Genomic DNA, 15,999 nt, shown 5'->3' with positions numbered 1-15,999 from the left:
TCCTGACAGCCGGGTGATGCGGTCGCTGACCCGACCCACGCGCCCCCTATGGTCGGGTTACGCTGTCGCTGATCCGACCTACGCGGGGCGCTTGCTCGGCCCCAGGGACCCCAGGCGCGAGCGGCGTCAGTCCCCCCCGGCGGCGCCGGTTGCCACCTGCTCGCGGGCGGTGACGTAGAGTTCCACGCGGCGGTTGCGGCTGCGGCCTTCCGCCGTGGCATTGCTGGCGATGGGCCGGTCAGGCCCAACGCCCGCGGCGGTGAGGCGCGCCGGGTCCACGCCGCGCTCCACCAGGGCGGCCATCACCGCCTCTGCGCGCTGCTGCGACAGTGACTGGTTCAGGTCACGGCTGCCGACGCTGTCGGTGTGGCCCTCCACGCGCACCGTCAGCTCCGGGCGCTCGGCGAGCAGCTCGGCGGCGCGGTCGAGCGCCGGCAGGTCCCCCTCAGGCAGCGTCGCGCTGCCGCTCGCAAACCGCAGCCGGTCGCCGCCGAGGTTGACGACGATGCCGTCCTCCGTCACCTCGCCGCCGAGTGCCGCAGCGGTCTCGTTCAGGGCCTGCGCCTGTGCCGCGCTGTCACGGGCCTGAGCCAGGGCGTCTTCGGTGGCCGCCACCTCGCCACGGGCCGCGCCGAGCTGCGCCTCGGTCTCCGCAAGCTGCGCGTTCAGCCGCGCGATCTCCTCGTCCGCTCTTGCCTGGGCCGCGTCGCGCTGGCGGCGCACCACCTCCAGCTGTTGGCGCAGGGCCTCGCGCTCCTGCTCCTGACGGGCGTCGCCGGCGGCGATGCGGGTCTTAAGTGCCTCCAGGGCCTCGGCGTGCTCGCGCTCTAGGGCGGCGAGGCGCGCTTCGGCCGCCGCCGCCATGCCGTCGCGCTGGGACCGCACCACGTCGAGCTGCTGCTCCAGCGCATGCCGGTTCTGGTCCAGGCGCGCCTGGATCGCGGCGACGCGTCCTTCCAGGGCATCGATGGCGTCGTAGTGCTCGTCCGCCGGAACACGGGCGGCGAGCCTCTCCTTCGCGGCATCACGCTGGCCGCGCACCACCTCCAGCTGCTGGTGCAGCGCCTGGGTCTGCTGGGCAAGGCGCGCGCCCATGGCGGTAAAGTCGCGCTCGGCGGCATCCAGGGCGTCGTAGTAGGCATCCGCGGGGATGCGTGCGGCAAGCGCCGTCTCGGCGGTATCGCGCTGGGCGCGGACCACCTCCAGCTGCTGATGCAGGGCCTGGGTCTGCTGGCGCAGGCGGGCGCCCATGGCGATGAACTGCTCCTCGGCGGCGTCGAGCGCGTCGTAGTACTCGTCCTTCGGGATGGCGGCGACGGGCTGCTCGCCGGCCGCGTCCTGCGCCAGCGCCGCCTCGGCGGCCGCGTCGCGCTGGGTGCGCACCACCTCCAGCTGCTGTTGCAGGGCCTCGGTCTGCTGGTCGAGCCGTGCACCCATGGCGGTGAGCTGGCGCTCGGCCGCGTCCAGGGCATCGAAGTGCTCGTCCCGCGGCACACGCTCGGCGACCGCTTCCTCGGCTGTGTCGCGCTGCTCGCGCACCACCGCCAGCTGCTGCTTGAGGGCATGGGCCTGCTGGTCGAGGCGGGCGTTCAGCGCCCGGATCATGCGCTCGGCGGCGTCGAGGGCGTCGTAGTGCTCGTCCGCCGGCACCAGGGCCTGGATGGCGTCCGCGGCCTCGTCGCGCTGTTCGCGGACCACGTCCAGCTGCTGGCTCAGCGCATGCGTCTGCTGGTCGAGCCGGGCCTCGATGGCGCTGATCTGGCGCTCGGCGGCGGCAATGGCGTCGGCATGCTCGGCCGCCGCCACACGCGCTGCGGCCTCGGCTTCGGCCTCGTCACGCTGCTCGCGCACCACGTCCAGCTGTTGGTTGAGCGCGGTGCGCTGCTGATCGATGCGGGCCTGCATGGCGGTCAGGCGGTCCGCCGCAGCGTCCATGGCGTCGGCGTGCTCGTCCCGCAGGGCCTGGGCCACCGCGTCACGCTGCTGGCGCACCACGTCGAGCTGCTGCCCGAGCGCGGTGGTCTCCTGATCGAGACGGGCCTGCATGGCGACGATGCGCGCTTCGGCGTCGTCCAGGGCTTCTGCCGTCGCCCCCGCGTCCGCGGCCTCGGCGCGCTCGGCCTCGAGCGCCGCCCGCAGTGCGTCGACCTCGGCGGCCAGGGCCTCGGCATGGGCCTCGGCGGCGCCGCTGTCCTGCGCCACGGCCGCGGTCTCTGCATCCATGCCGTCGTCCGTCGCCTCAGGCGCTGCCGCGGCGTCTGTTGGGGGCTCGTCGTCGGTCTCGGTGGCTGCGACCTCAGCACCGTCGTCTGCTGGTGTCGCTGCGGTGGCGAGCTCGTCATCAGGCGCTGCCGCGGACTCGGGCGCCGCGGCGGGCGCCGCCGTCTCGGTCTGCGCAGGCGCGGATTGCGCGGGGGCCGCTGCCGTGGCCGTGGACGCGGCGGTGGCGACGGTCACCGACGCCGTCCGGCCGGCTTGGAGCTCGGCGCGGACAGCTTCGAGCGTGTCGGTGAGCTCCACGAGCCGCTGCTCGATCTCGGCGATCGTCATGCCGTCCGCGGCGGCGTCGGCATCCGCCCCCTGCGAGCGCAGCCAGCGACGCCAGCCCTGCCACTTGGGCGCAGCCGATGCGGCATCGCCACTCGGCCGCGCGGCGCCGGCGAACACCGATGCGAGGGCTCCATCGACCCCCAGCGTGGCGTCGATGGGGGAGACGGGACCGCGCATCGCCAACGCCTCCTCGGGCGTCATACCCGCCGGCGGCTGCCACCAGCGCCACAGACCCTGCCATTTCGGCAGCAGCTCGGCATCGGCGGGGGCCTCCCCGGTGGGCGCCGTGGTGCCGGCAAAGGTCGTCGCGAACATGTCGGTCTCACCGAGCACGGCGAGCATGGAGGCGGTGCCCTCGCTCGGCGCCGCCGGCGCGGCACTGTCGTCTGCGTCGACCGCGGCGGCGGTCTTCTCGGCCGCAGCGGTCCTGGGCTCGCCCGCGGCGTCGCCCGCAGGCGCATCGCCGTCAGGCGCCTCGGCGACCGCGACCTGCTCGGCGGCCGCGGCTTCGGCTTCAGCCGCCGCTTCGGCCTCGGCCTCGGCTTCGGCCGCGGCCAGCTGCTCGACGAACTGCTGGCGTTGCTCCAGGCTGGCAGGCGCCGCGCCCTCGGGCGCATAGGCCACCTGAACGACACCGCCCTGTGTGGGGTCGGGCGACAGCCGCCCGGGCAGGATGCCGCTCAGGGACGGATAGTCTCCCAACATGGTCTCGCCGTAGAGCGGCTTGTAGGTGCCCTTGTGGCAGGTGTCGCAGGCGGCCTTCGGGGCGTCACCCGTGGGGCCGAGCCGAGTGTCCGGATACAGCGGGAGCAGCGGGCTGAGGTGCTCGTTGTTGAGGTTGCGCACCATGCGGATGCCATGCCAGGCGGTGACGCGCTGCGGCGTGCTCTCCTCCCACAGGCCCATGGCGCGGGTCTGATGGCAGTAGGTGCAGTTCACGCCGAGCGACTCTGACATGTACATCATCAGGGCATAGGTGTACTCCGCCTGCTTGATGGAGCGGCGGTTCCCGTGCGGGAGCACCTCGGTGCCCTGAATGCGGATGTCGTTGTCCTGGTACAGGAAAGGCGTCAGCGGGTCAGAGGGCAGGGACGAGAAGCCGTTGTTGGCGACGCCCGCCAGGTTCTGACCGGCCTTCCAGCCGCTGATGCCCGCCGATGGGCGTGGCGGGTCTTCCTGCTCGAACCAGATATCGGATGGGACCGGCTGGCCGCGGTGGCAGGTCCAGCAGGTGACGCCGGTCTGTTTGACGTGGGACTGCCAGTTGGCGTTGATGTCCCGCGTCATCTTGATCATCTGCCGGGAGACGACCTTGGTGTATTTGCTGTCGTCGGCGAGGTTCTCCGTGTTGTGGCAGTAGGCGCAGCCCTCCTCCGGCGCGATCCAGGTGGTCATGGCGTTCATGAGTCGCGCCAGCTCCAGGGCGTTCAGGTCGGTGAGGACCTGGACGTTCTCGTGCAGCTCGCTCGCCATGGGAAAGCTGGGGTCGTAGGGATCGCTCGGCTCGGCCTCCGGGATCGCGTTGATGCCCTCAAGCGCAGCGACGTTCGCCGGGTTGTAGACCTGGATCATGGAATTGCCGCGATAGCCCGATTGCACGCTGTCGGTGGGCTGCTTGCAGCTGGTGAGCAGCACCAGGGTGCAGGCGGCGCCGGCGGTGAGCAGGCGCTGGGCCATATGCCGGCTGCCGGGCGCGCTGTGGCGACGCGCCGCAGTGCCGGCGATGGAGCTGGGAAATCCGGTGGTGGCTGCTGGACGGGCAGCCGAACCTGCAGGACGCCGCATGGGGAATGCCTCCGATGGTCATGCACGCCGCTGGGCGCGCGTTCGGCGGGTGTATTGGATGTGCCGACCGGGCGCCCGCCTACGCCCTACAGGTCAGCCTACCGCGACATTGACCGATGTCAATTACAGGCTCACCCAAATGGGCTGGGCAAGCCTTGCCGGTTCAGTCCAGGCGCCGGCATGCACCAGCGACGGCCACAAGCGGCTTCGGTGTCGCCGGTACCCCGGCGCGCCGCGGCCGACGCCACGGCGCCCTTGCAGTCGGGACCGGGCCCGAGGCTGTGCCGGGGGCCAAGGCGTCAGAAAGCGGACTAGGCGGCGTTCTTCGGCTTGAAGTTCCGACACCAGCCGGTGGCCGGCACCTGGCGCCCGCCGAAGAAGGAGCAGGGCCCTTTCTCGGCCCCCTCGGGCGCCTGGAACAGCTGACACTTGGCACAAGACTGATCCATGCTGTGCTTGGGGAACTTCTCGGCGTCGGCGTTGGCGGTGTCGGTGACGAAGCCCATGGCCTTGGCATAGGCATCGTTGGGGTCGAGATCCGGCTTGGCCTCTTCGGCGCCCACGAAACGCGCCATGGCCAGTGCGGAGGCCCCGGCGGCGACTTGGAACAGGAATTTGCGGCGATCAATGGGGTTCATGGCGTAAGCTCCTCGCTTTGGCTTTTGATGTCGGTGTTGTGGTCTGGGGTGATGCCGGGTGGTCGCGGCCACGGCCGGCCTCAGACCCCAGTGGCTCGGGGCACCGCTCGCGGGCGGCGCACCGGGAACGTCAGCGTTGCCTTGCCGACGGAACTGCTCTCTCAGCGCCGATTCAGGCCAGGGTTGCCGTGGCCATCTGCCGCTCGCCGCGGTTGTCGCGCCAGCGCACGTGCACCTGCGCCCCTGCGGGCGCCGCCTCCAGGCGGAACTGCAACAACGGATCACGGGCCACGGCGATGCCGAGCTGGGCCTCCAGCACCGTTTGCTCATTCACGGTCACGGTCGCGTCGGTGATGTAATGGGCCGGTATGCGGCGGCCGTCCGCGTCCGTGCGCAGCCCCGACTCCATGGGATGCAGCATCAGCACCATCACGTCCACGCCGCCTTCCCGGCGTCTGCTGCGGATGCGGATACGCTCCGTCATGGCTGGATGCCTGGTCTCCGTCGCCGCCGTCAGCTGCAACCGCCGACGGTGACCTCGGCGTCGGCGGCGGTCCAGTAAAGCCCGTCTGCGGTACGTACCGCAGCGTAGACGCGCCCGCTGCCGGCGAGCTTGATGCGCACCGAGATGCGCGCCGCCAGCCCCGGACCAAGGCGGAATTGGGCGGCAATGGGGGCCGGGTTCATGTCCGCGAGCACCAGGACATCGCGCACCCCGGACAGGGTGCTCCGCACTGACACGGGCACCATGGCGCCGTCCTCGATGCGCTCCGGCAGGGTGAGCCGAACCCGCTCGGGCGCCTCCACCGCGCCCAGCTTCGTGTCTGCACCCAGGGCCACGAGCGCCGCATCGACGGCCCCCCGCGCCGGCAGGATGTCGGCGGCGACGCCGTGCATGCCCGTGCCTGCACAGGCGAGCCACGCCGCTGTGCCCGCCAGCGCACGGCGCCGGTCCGGCCGCGGGACGCTGCTGTTTGCGGTGGTCACTGCCGGGCTCACTGCGCGGTGCGCACCAGGCGCAGGTGGTGGGCCAGGCTCCTGGCGTGGGGCTCCACGCCTTCGGGTCCGAAGCTCAGCGCGTAGACCCGATCGTCCGGATCATCCTCGCGCGCGCTGCTGGTCCAGAAGAAGTCGGCCGCCGTGTTCGGGAACACAGTCAGGTTGATGCGCGGGTTCACGCACTCGCGCTCGACGATCAGGGCGAGATCCCGCAGCCCAGGCACACGCCAATCGCTGAAGAACTGCTCGCCGCTGGCGTTGACGGCATCGGCGGCCGGCTGCGTCGATGGCCAGGCGTAGGTCTCGGCATCGCCGGCGCAGGTGTCGCCGGTCCACTCCTGACCCAGCGCGCAGCGCATCCACATGAGCCCTGAGGCCGTGTCGGTGACGGTGCCGTCGCCGTTGTCGGTGAAGCGCTCGGTGGGCGCCGAGAGCGGATGCTGGCTGGTGTCGCAACGCTGCTCTGCCTGCGCCGTGGCCAGCACGCACAACAGCAATATCGTCAAGGGAATACGCATGGCAGTTATCCGGGCGGCATCCCGCCGGTGCTTGCTCGGTGGACCTTGCAATGATCGGGGCTTTGGTCCCGGACGGGGGACGGGGGACGGGGGACGGGGCGATCCCTCGCCCCGGTGGCCGGCCGTGGTGGCCTCGCCGAGCCGCCCCCGCGGTCAGCGCCGCTCCGGCACGTACTCGCGGGTGTCGACGCCGAGCCCCGTGGGCTCGCGCTTGAAGCCGGTGCCGAAGGCCACCGGCACGGCCGCCGTCTGCTCAGAGGCCAGCCCGGGCTCGATGGGCAGGCCGCGGTGCAGGTACATGGCGTACGCCTTGATGGCGGTCATCTCGTCAGACTGCGCGTCCAGGCGCTCGCCGAGCTGCGGGTTCTCGATGCACCAGTTCACCATCTCCTGCCAGGGCACCACCTTGCCGTACATGGTCATGTACTTCGGGAAGGTCTGCGGGTTCGAGGCGGCGGTGTCGGGATGACAATTGGCACAGGCGAGGCCGTTGCTGGTCATGCTGGGCTCGCTGCCGTGCCAGAGGTCGTAGCCCACCTGGATGGCCTCGTAGAGGCTGTCCATCTGCTGCTTGAGCTCCTCGTCTGTGAAAGGCGGGCGAGCAAAAACGGTGCCGGCAACGACGGTGGCGAGGGCGATGCCGCCGACGCCGAGGGCGCGACGGATGGCGGTGCGGGTTTTCATTGAGGGTGACTCCTCCAGGTTCGATCAAGCTGGCCGCCGCCAGGGCGTGGTGGACCCATGGAGCGGCTTCGTGTCGTGGCGCGCGTCCGATGGCTCTCGTGCATGGGGCGTCGCCGGAAGCTTCGCCGACCGCCGCAGCGACCGGCAGCGGGTGACGACGCGGGGTCAGACCTTGAAGCCGTCCTGCATGAACGGCGTCAAGGAGTCCTCGAACGGCTTGTACTGCACGAGGCCTTCGAATTCGCCGCTCAGGTCGATGATCTGCACGCCCTGGCCGTCGGTGGCGATGGACGGGTCGGCGCGGTTCATGCGGGTCTCGGGGTAGGCCAGCTCCACCGGCGGGTAGGGCCAGGGCCAGGACGTGCTCATGGCCGCCACCGACGACATGTTGCCGATCTTGTTGTAGAGCGTCTGGTGGACGTGCCCGTGGTAGGACATGACGTTGTCGAACTTTGAGAGAATCTCGCGGATTTCCGGGGCATCGGAGGTCTGGAAGTTCCAGCGCGGGTAGTAGTCCCACAGCGGCGAGTGGGTGAAGATGACGATGGGCGTGCTCGGGGCCAGGTCCTTGACGTCCTTGGCGAGCCACTCGAGCTGCTGCTCATGCACGCCCCAGGGGCCGGGGATCGGGCTCTCAAGCATCTCCATGACGGTCATCCGCTCCTTCGGCGTGAGGCCGGGACCGGTCCAGAAGTCCTCTACGAGGATCGAGTTCAGGCCGATGAAGTGCACGCCCTTGTGGTCGAAGGACCAGGTCTCGTCACCGAACAGGCCGCGCCAGGCCTCGCCCATGTCGAGGTACCAGTCGTGCTCGCCCGGGATGATCTTCATGGGCATCTTGAGCTTGGAGAGGATCTCCTTGCCCTTCACCAGCTGGTCTTCGGTACCGTTCTGGGCCACGTCGCCACCGAACAGCACGAAGTCGGGCATGGGCTCCATGTTGTTGACCTTGGTCACCGCGTCGATGAGCTGCTGGTCGAACTTGTGGTCATCCATGCTGTACAGGTGCGCGTCGCTGATGATGGCGAAGCGGAAGGGGTCCACCTTGCCGCCGGCCTCGGCCCTGACGACATCCACGATACCGAGATTGATGCCGGCGGCCTGTGCGACCAGCGTGGCCATGCCGGCCTTGCCGCTGAACGCGAGGAAGTCGCGCTTGCTCTGATTCACTTCGGACATTGGCTTCACTCCACCTTTGGTTTGGCTTCTGGGCAGACGTTACTCGCTGCCCTTTTGCTGATGAGCCGCGGCCGGGGCGCGGCCGGGCTCACCGCGGCCGGCGTGCACCGGCCTCGCTGCGCTGCGATCCATTCTGCTGTCGTGGTCCGGGCGCTGGGCGCTGGGCTGCGCGACGCATCACCGCTTCAGGCCTGGGCAGCGACAGTGCCTCCCGACACTATCCAGCCGGCATTACCCAGCCTGAGGGCGCCGAACTAAGCCTTCGGCGACGGCTGCTCCTTGGACGACTTGAACAGGGGCCGACCTGAACAGGTTTTGTCGATATGGCGTCGATTAAGCGTGCAGGGTGCTTGGGCCTTCAGCGTTAAGGCTGCGAGCAGACCAGCCATGCATTGACGCCGGTGATTGTCGGTATTTGTCCAAGTGCGTAGGGCGTGAGGATATAGACAGCACCGCGGGAGTCAAGCGATGCCCCTGCATTTTTTCCTATCGTGACAATCCATTCCGCCTATTCGGCGTTCCCATTAAATGGGCATCTACTAATGCACTGTTGGATGCTGAATGCTTCGGCTTGGGCGAACAGCGACCGGTCTAGGTCAGCACAAGAATGGGCTAACGGAAAAAAGCCATATGTATGCGCAAAAACCATAACATGCCCAATGGCTCCACTGTTTGCGAATATACCGTTTGTCTTCATTAGTACATTTTATCCATCCGACGAGCGGTGTAATCACCGCCTCCCTGAATCTATGGGGCGAGGGGCGAGGGGCGAGGGGCGAGGAGGATTATCGATCGCCGATGGCGTTCACGCCGCTCAAGGCGAGCAGCGGGCGCACACGGGGCTGCGCTCGCAGGCATCCAGCCCACGGCGCGGGCGGGTGAGGTGATGTCGCCGGCTGCGGCGTTGCGCGCACTGGGCCGGTGCTGCTGCTGTCCTTGGCCGCCCGCGCCGCGGGACCACGGGCGATCCGACGCGGCCGGGCCCGTCGCCGGACTTGCGCTCAGAGGTTGTGAAAAATCTGCCGGCCGTCGCGAGGGCGTCTCCGGGCGTGCCAGGCAAGGCGCAGGGAGCCGAAAACCGGGGAGCGTAGTCGTTCTACGTGACCCGGTTTTCGGCTCCCTGCAACGCCGCATGGCGCGTCCGGAGGCGTCCGCAGCGGGTCGGTGGGTTTCTTCACAACCTCTCAGCCCGGTCCGGCCGGCTCAGGCATAGCGGCGGTCTTCGCCGGCACCGACAACATTGTCCACACAGCGACCGCAAAGGGCCGGATGGTCCGCATTCGCGCCCACATCGGCGCGGTGGTGCCAGCAGCGGGTGCACTTAGGGTGCGGGCTGGCGCTCACGCCGATGGCGAGGCCGTCCACCTCGGTGTCCGCGGCGGTGGGTGGGCGCGCCGCGAACGGCTGCACCCGCGCCGCCGAGGTGATGAGCACGAAGCGCAGCTCCTCCCCGAGCCGGGCCAGGGTCTCCGCCAGCTCTGGGGAGCAGTAGAGGTCCACCTCCGCATCCAGCGAGGCGCCGATGAGACCGTCCTTGCGGGCGGTCTCCAGATGCTTGCCGACAGCGGTGCGCACCGCGAGCACCCGCGCCCAGTAATCCCGGTCGCAGGGGTCGTCCGCATCCAGCGCGAACAGCCCGCCGTACCAGGTTGCGGTGAAGACGTGCGCGTCACGCTCGCCCGGGATGTGCTGCCAGACCTCGTCCGCGGTGAAGCTCAGCACCGGTGCCAGCCAGCGGCTCATGGCCTCGACGATGTGGTACATGGCCGTCTGGCAGGAGCGCCGCGGCAGGCTGTCGGGCTGGGTGGTGTACTGGCGGTCCTTGATGACGTCGAGGTAGAAACCGCCCATGTCCACCACGCAGAAGTTGTGCAGACGGTGGTAGGTCTGGTGGAACTGGTAGTCCTGGTAGGCGGCGGTGATCTGCCCCTGGAGCTTCAGGGCGCGGTCCACCGCCCAACGGTCCAGCGCCAGCATGTCCGCGGGCGCCACCAGGTCCGTCGCCGGGTCGAAGCCATGCAGGTTGGCGAGCAGGAAGCGCGCGGTGTTGCGGATGCGCCGGTAGGCGTCGGCGGTGCGCTTCAGGATCTCGTCGGAGACGGCGATCTCGCCGCGGTAGTCCGTGGCGGCGACCCAGAGCCGGATGATGTCGGCGCCCAGGGTCTTCATGACGTCCTGGGGCTTGACCACGTTGCCTAAGGACTTGGACATCTTGCGTCCCTGCTGGTCCACGGTGAAGCCGTGGGTCAGCACCTGCCGGTAGGGTGCGTGCTCGCGCATCGCCACCGAGGTGAGCAGACTCGACTGAAACCAGCCGCGGTGCTGGTCGGAGCCCTCCAGGTACAGGTCCGCGGGCGCCGAGAGGCCCGGCCAGCCGCCCTCGGGGTCGTTGCGCTCCAGCACACAGGCATGGGTGACGCCGGAATCGAACCAGACATCCAGGGTGTCCTGGACCTTGTCGTACAGGGCGCCCTCCGCCTGGCCCAGCAGGTCCGCCGGATGCAGCTCGAACCAGGCGTCGACGCCCTTCTGCTCGATGCGCTCGGCGACGGCCGCCATCAGCTCCGCACTGCGCGGGTGCAGCGCGCCCGTCTGCTTGTGCACCAGGAGCGGGATGGGCACGCCCCAGGTGCGCTGGCGCGAGATGCACCAGTCCGGACGGTTGCGGACCATGGCGTCGATGCGCGACTCGCCCCAGTCCGGCATCCAGCGCACGCGGGCGATCTCCGCGAGGGCCGCCTCCCGCAGTCCCTGCTGATCCATGCTGATGAACCACTGCGGCGTGGCGCGGAAGATGATGGGGGTCTTGTGCCGCCAGCAGTGCGGATAGCTGTGCTGAAAGCGGGCGCCGAGCAGCAGGGCGCCGCGCGCCTTGAGCGTCTCCACCACCTGCTCGTTGGCATCCCAGACGGACTCGCCGGCGAACAGCGGCGTGCCCGGCAGGAAGCGCCCGTCCCCGCCCACCGGGTTGTCCACTGCGAGCTTGTAGCGGCTGCCGACGATGTAGTCGTCCAGGCCATGACCGGGGGCGGTGTGCACGGCACCGGTGCCGGCCTCCAGGGTCACGTGCTCGCCAAGGATGACGGGCACCTCGCGGTCGTAGAAGGGATGCTGGAGCTTCAACCCCTCGAAGGCATCGCCGCGGCCATAGGCGATGACCCGGTAGTGCTCGATGCCCCAGCGATCCATGGTGTCCCGGAGCAGGCCCTCGGCGACCAGCAGGCGCTCGGGGCCGTGCTCCGTCGCGCCCTGGCCGTCCGTCTGCACCAGCGCATATTCCAGCTCCGGGTTCAGGGCCACGGCCTGGTTGGCGGGCAGGGTCCATGGCGTCGTGGTCCAGATGACCACGGACATGGGGCCGTCACCATGGCCGTCCGGCACCGAGTGGCAGCGGGCGAACAGCGCCTCCTCGTCCAGCACCTGGAAGCGCACGTCGATGGCCATGGAGGTCTTGTCGGCGTATTCCACCTCGGCTTCGGCCAGCGCGGAGCCGCAGTCGATACACCAGTGCACCGGCTTGCTGCCCTGGTGGATGTGGCCGCGCGCGAAGATGCGCGCCAGGGACCGCACGATGTCCGCCTCGAAGCGGAAGTCCATGGTGAGATAGGGCTTGCCCCAGTCGCCGAGCACGCCCAGGCGCTTGAAGTCCGCCCGCTGGCCGTCCACCTGGCGCGCGGCGTAGTCCCGGCAGGCCTGGCGGAACTGGGTCGCGCTGATCTTCTGCCCGGGCTTGCCCTTCTTCTTCTCCACCTGGAGCTCGATGGGCAGGCCGTGGCAGTCCCAGCCCGGCACATAGGGGGCGTCGAGCCCATCCAGGGTGCGGGCCTTGACGATGATGTCCTTCAGCACCTTGTTCACGGCGTGGCCGATGTGGATCTCGCCGTTGGCATAGGGCGGGCCGTCGTGCAGCACGAAGCGCCCGGCGCCGGCGCGGGCGGCGCGCACTTGCCCGTAGACGTCGTCCGCCTCCCAGCGCTTGAGCATCTCCGGCTCCCGCTGGGCCAGATTGGCCTTCATCGGGAAGCCGGTCTTCGGCAGGTTCAGGGTGTGCTTGTAGTCGGTCACGGCGATACTTCCTCGGGCCACAGGCCGCTGCCGCCGGCTCAGGCCCGGCAGAAAACGCTCAAGAATATCAGAGATGTCGGCGGGGCTTCGGGGAGGCGATACCGCTCACGGTCGCGGGTCGGCTCGCGGGACAGCCATCGCGCAGCGAGCGCGGCGCGGCTACGAGCGCAACAGGGCACGGCGACCTGTCCCGCCTGTTCGCCCGCGCCAGCGCGATTGCCGATGCTCCCCCTGGTGCCTAGACTCTGGCGAGGCAGCAGGCATGGCTCGCTTCAGTCGCTCGGAGCCCCAGCATGGCAGATTTTGACCCACCCGACAGCATCACCGCCTCCGCGATCTCGGCGTTCCGCGCCAGACTTCAGGACCGCTACGGCAGCCGCCTGGTGGGATTGATCCTGTTCGGGTCCAGGGCCCGTGGCGACTACCGTCCCGACAGCGATGCCGATGTGGCGGTGTTCCTGGACGACGTCGACCATCCAGTCGCCGAGCAGATGGACCTTGCGGACGACGCCTACGCGGTCTTCCTCGACACCGGGGTGCTGGTGCAGCCGTGGGTGTTCGCCGGGCCTCCGCTTGATACAGCAACCGACGGGGATTCGCCGCTGCTCGCCGCGATTCGCCAGGACGGCATCGTTCAGTGAGTATTGAACGTCAAGTCCGGAAAGCTGCCGCCGGAGCTTGGTAGCACGCTCGCCCGACTTCAGCATCTGCGCTTGGTGGCGGATTACACCCTGACACCTGTCGGGGCGAGCGACGCCGGCCGCGCCTTTGCTGAGGCTGAGCGCTTCATCGCGCGCGCCCGCGGCTTCGTCGGAAGCGGACCTGAGCCCCAGTAGTCGGGCCAATCCTGGCAAGCCCTGAGTTGTGCAGCCTGCATAGCCGCGTGAAACGAGCGAGCCGCTCGGCTTCGATGATCGGGACGAGCGCGACCATGATCGCCCTGGTACGCGGCAAAATGCCCGGCCTCGCTGAAAGCGTGGTTGCCCATTGCTGCGTTGCGTGAAACTGAATCCCGCGGCCGAGACAGCCGGCCTCACCCCGCCGCCTCCGCCGCCGCAGCCCCACGCCCGGCCTCCCCACCGCGCCGCGCCCAGATGCGAAGCCCGATGAACACCGCCACCAGCACCGCGAGCATGCCGACGAGCCACAGCGATGCCGTGGTCGGGTCACGGGAGAAGGTCGCGGCCTGGTAGAACACCGTGGCGGTGATGAAGGCGATGCCGGTGGTCCAGACGGAAACGAAGGTGGCCCAGGCGGCACCGGCCTCGCGCACGATGGCGGCCACCGTGGCCACGCAGGGGAAGTACAGCAGCACGAAGAGCAGATAGGCGAAGGCGCCGGCGCGGCCGTCGAAGCGGGCCTCCATGGCGCCGAAGGTACCGGCCTGCACGCCCTGCTCAGCGCCCACGCCGGCGCGGTCGCTGAGGTCGCCGACGCCGAGCCCGAGCGGGTCCGCCAGGCTGCGGCCCAGCTGCGCGAGATTCGCCGGGATGGTGGCCGCGGCGGCGGTGAGGGCGGCGGGGAGATCGAACGGCGCCGGTGCCGCCGCCTCGCTGCGCGCGCTGCGGGCGGCGGCGTCGTCTGCGGCAATGCGCCCGTACATGGCATCCAGGGTGCCGACAATGACCTCCTTGGCCAGTACGCCGGAGAAGATGCCGAGCACCGCGGGCCAGTTGTCCGCTGCAATGCCCATGGGCGCAAACACCGGCGTGGCCGCGCGGCTGACGGCGGCCAGCACGGACTCGTCGCTGTCGGTCTCACCGATGCTGCCGTCGGTGCCGATGGAACCGAGCAGGCTCAGCGCCAGCACCATGACGACGATGACCTTGCCCGCGTCGCGCAGAAACAGCTTCACCCGGTCCCAGGTGCGCAGCAGCACGCCGCGCAGCGTGGGCCTGTGGTAAGGCGGCAGCTCCATCATGAAGCCGGTGCTGGTGCCCGACAGCAGGGTGCGCTTCATCACCAGCCCCGTCAGCAGGGCAACGGCGATGCCGGTGAGATAGAGCGCGAAGACCACGTTCTGGCCCTGCTGCGGAAAGAAGGCCGCCGCGAACAGCACGTACACCGGCAGCCGGGCGCCGCAGGACATGAAGGGGTTCATCAGGATGGTGAGCTTGCGCTCGCGCTCGCTCTCCAGGGTACGGGTGGCCATGACCGCCGGCACATTGCAGCCGAAGCCGACGATGAGCGGCACGAAGGCCTTGCCGGGCAGGCCGATGGAGCGCATGGCCCGGTCCATGACGAAGGCAGCGCGCGCCATGTAGCCGGAGTCCTCCAGCGCGGACAGGAAGATGTACAGGCTCGCGATGATGGGGATGAAGGTCGCCACCACGGTGAGACCGCCGCCGATGCCCTCGGCGAGGGCGATGCGCAGCAGCTCCGGCGCGCCCAGGCCCGTCAGCAGGGCACCGAAGCCGTCCACGAACAACGCCTGGGCGGCGCCGTCGAAGAAGTCGATGAAGGCGCCGCCGATGTTGATGGTGAAGACGAACATCAGGTACATCACCGCCAGGAACAGCGGGATGCCCCAGCGGCGGCTCAGCACCACGCGGTCGATGGCGTCCGTCATGTTGCGGCCCACGCGACCGCGCTGGCGCACCGCACCCTGGGACAGCGCATGGGCGTGCCCGAAGCGGGCATCGGCGATGTAGAGGTCCGCGTCCTCGCCGGTGCGCTCGGCGATGGCGGCGCGCCAGTGCGCGGCCTGGGCCAACAGCTGGCCGTCCGCGAGCGCGCGCGCGGCGGCGTCGTCCTCCAGCAGCTTGAGCGCCAGCCAGCGCGCATTGGGGTCAGCGCCGGCGGCACTGTGCCCGGCAGCGGGCTTGGCGCCCTGGCGCGCATAGCCTGCCGCCAGCTCGGTCACGGCCTGGTCGACGACTTCCTCGTGCGCCAACGGGAAGCCGCCGCGCTCATGCCCGTCCACCACCGCCAGCGCCCGGGCGCTCAGCTCCGTAATGCCCTGCTTGGTCACCGCCACCACGGGCACCACCGGGCAGCCCAGGCGCTCGGCGAGCTGCGCCGTGTCGATTTCGATGCCGCGCTTGGCGGCCACGTCCATCATGTTGAGCGCCACCACCACGGGCACGCCCATTTCCAGCAGCTGCACCGACAGGTACAGGTTGCGCTCCAGGTTGGCGGCGTCCAGCACGTTGACGATGAGGTCCGCCTCGCGGGAGAGCAGATAGTCGCGGGTGACCCGCTCGTCCAGCGAGCTTGCATCCAGGGAGTAGATGCCCGGCAGGTCCACCACCCGCACCGGACGCCCGTCCAGCTCCGAGCGCCCCTCGCGGCGCTCCACCGTGACGCCGGGCCAGTTGCCGGTGGTCTGGCGGATGCCCGTCAGCGCATTGAATAGCGCCGATTTGCCGCAGTTGGGGTTGCCGGCGATGGCGAAGGTGAGCGGGCGCGCCGGGGTGCGGCGGCTCGGGCGGTGGGGGACGGGGTCTGCGGGCATGACTGCAGGCTCGACGCTGGGGCGCCCCGAGGCTCGGGTGGAGCCGGCCGGGCGCCGGGTTGACTCGAAATGACGGAGAACGGCCGCCGGCCGCTGCCCGGGTCAGCCGGGCGGGTGAGTCGTTCGG

Annotated in this window: 10 protein-coding genes; 1 reads left to right on the top strand and 9 read right to left on the bottom strand. The window is 69.7% G+C overall.

Annotation, left to right across the window (positions count from 1 at the left end):
• Nucleotides 1-126: 126 nt before the first annotated feature.
• The 8 genes from pufC to ileS form a co-directional block, all read right to left on the bottom strand.
• The gene (gene pufC, locus QZ607_RS02615; protein ID WP_295879320.1) at nt 127-4,227 is read right to left on the bottom strand and encodes a photosynthetic reaction center cytochrome PufC; all 4,101 of its coding nucleotides are present in this window, start codon (nt 4,225-4,227) and stop codon (nt 127-129) included.
• Between the two features lie 419 nt (nt 4,228-4,646).
• A complete protein-coding gene (locus QZ607_RS02610; protein WP_295879318.1) occupies nt 4,647-4,973 on the bottom strand; it encodes a high-potential iron-sulfur protein in 327 nt (108 codons plus the stop codon).
• Nucleotides 4,974-5,145: 172 nt separating this feature from the next.
• Nucleotides 5,146-5,457, bottom strand: coding sequence for a thiosulfate oxidation carrier complex protein SoxZ (gene soxZ / locus QZ607_RS02605; protein WP_295879316.1), 312 nt, complete (start codon nt 5,455-5,457; stop codon nt 5,146-5,148).
• A gap of 29 nt (nt 5,458-5,486) precedes the next feature.
• On the bottom strand, nt 5,487-5,960 hold the full coding sequence (locus tag QZ607_RS02600; RefSeq protein ID WP_295879313.1) for a thiosulfate oxidation carrier protein SoxY: 474 nt from the start codon (nt 5,958-5,960) through the stop codon (nt 5,487-5,489).
• Nucleotides 5,961-5,968: 8 nt separating this feature from the next.
• Nucleotides 5,969-6,490 (bottom strand): DUF1566 domain-containing protein, encoded by a 522-nt coding sequence (locus QZ607_RS02595; RefSeq protein WP_295879311.1) that lies wholly within the window; start codon nt 6,488-6,490, stop codon nt 5,969-5,971.
• Nucleotides 6,491-6,643: 153 nt separating this feature from the next.
• A complete protein-coding gene (locus tag QZ607_RS02590; protein ID WP_295879309.1) occupies nt 6,644-7,174 on the bottom strand; it encodes a hypothetical protein in 531 nt (176 codons plus the stop codon).
• A 165-nt stretch (nt 7,175-7,339) separates the two neighbouring features.
• Nucleotides 7,340-8,353, bottom strand: coding sequence for a metallophosphoesterase (locus tag QZ607_RS02585; protein ID WP_295879306.1), 1,014 nt, complete (start codon nt 8,351-8,353; stop codon nt 7,340-7,342).
• Nucleotides 8,354-9,556: 1,203 nt separating this feature from the next.
• On the bottom strand, nt 9,557-12,418 hold the full coding sequence (ileS, locus tag QZ607_RS02580; protein WP_295879305.1) for an isoleucine--tRNA ligase: 2,862 nt from the start codon (nt 12,416-12,418) through the stop codon (nt 9,557-9,559).
• 293 nt (nt 12,419-12,711) lie between these two features.
• Between ileS and QZ607_RS02575 the strand changes: the two genes are divergently transcribed.
• Entirely contained in the window at nt 12,712-13,059 is a 348-nt protein-coding gene (locus tag QZ607_RS02575; protein WP_295879303.1) for a nucleotidyltransferase domain-containing protein, read from the top strand.
• A 392-nt stretch (nt 13,060-13,451) separates the two neighbouring features.
• Here the strand turns inward: QZ607_RS02575 and feoB are convergent, their stop codons facing one another.
• Complete coding sequence (feoB, locus tag QZ607_RS02570; RefSeq protein WP_295879300.1) at nt 13,452-15,872, bottom strand: Fe(2+) transporter permease subunit FeoB; 2,421 nt, start codon at nt 15,870-15,872, stop codon at nt 13,452-13,454.
• Nucleotides 15,873-15,999 lie beyond the last annotated feature (127 nt).

The sequence above is a fragment of the uncultured Thiohalocapsa sp. genome, from assembly GCF_913063425.1.
Taxonomy (GTDB): domain Bacteria; phylum Pseudomonadota; class Gammaproteobacteria; order Chromatiales; family Chromatiaceae; genus Thiohalocapsa.
The sequence above is the reverse complement of the archived record's forward strand: the minus strand, read 5'-3'. Positions and strand labels throughout refer to the sequence as shown.

Coding starts and splice junctions, on each gene's coding strand:
- QZ607_RS02575 (WP_295879303.1), top strand. CDS start 12,712: ATGGCAGATTTTGACCCACCCGACAGCATCACCGCCTCCGCGATCTCG.
- feoB (WP_295879300.1), bottom strand. CDS start 15,872: ATGCCCGCAGACCCCGTCCCCCACCGCCCGAGCCGCCGCACCCCGGCG.
- QZ607_RS02610 (WP_295879318.1), bottom strand. CDS start 4,973: ATGAACCCCATTGATCGCCGCAAATTCCTGTTCCAAGTCGCCGCCGGG.
- soxZ (WP_295879316.1), bottom strand. CDS start 5,457: ATGACGGAGCGTATCCGCATCCGCAGCAGACGCCGGGAAGGCGGCGTG.
- pufC (WP_295879320.1), bottom strand. CDS start 4,227: ATGGCCCAGCGCCTGCTCACCGCCGGCGCCGCCTGCACCCTGGTGCTG.
- QZ607_RS02590 (WP_295879309.1), bottom strand. CDS start 7,174: ATGAAAACCCGCACCGCCATCCGTCGCGCCCTCGGCGTCGGCGGCATC.
- QZ607_RS02585 (WP_295879306.1), bottom strand. CDS start 8,353: ATGTCCGAAGTGAATCAGAGCAAGCGCGACTTCCTCGCGTTCAGCGGC.
- QZ607_RS02595 (WP_295879311.1), bottom strand. CDS start 6,490: ATGCGTATTCCCTTGACGATATTGCTGTTGTGCGTGCTGGCCACGGCG.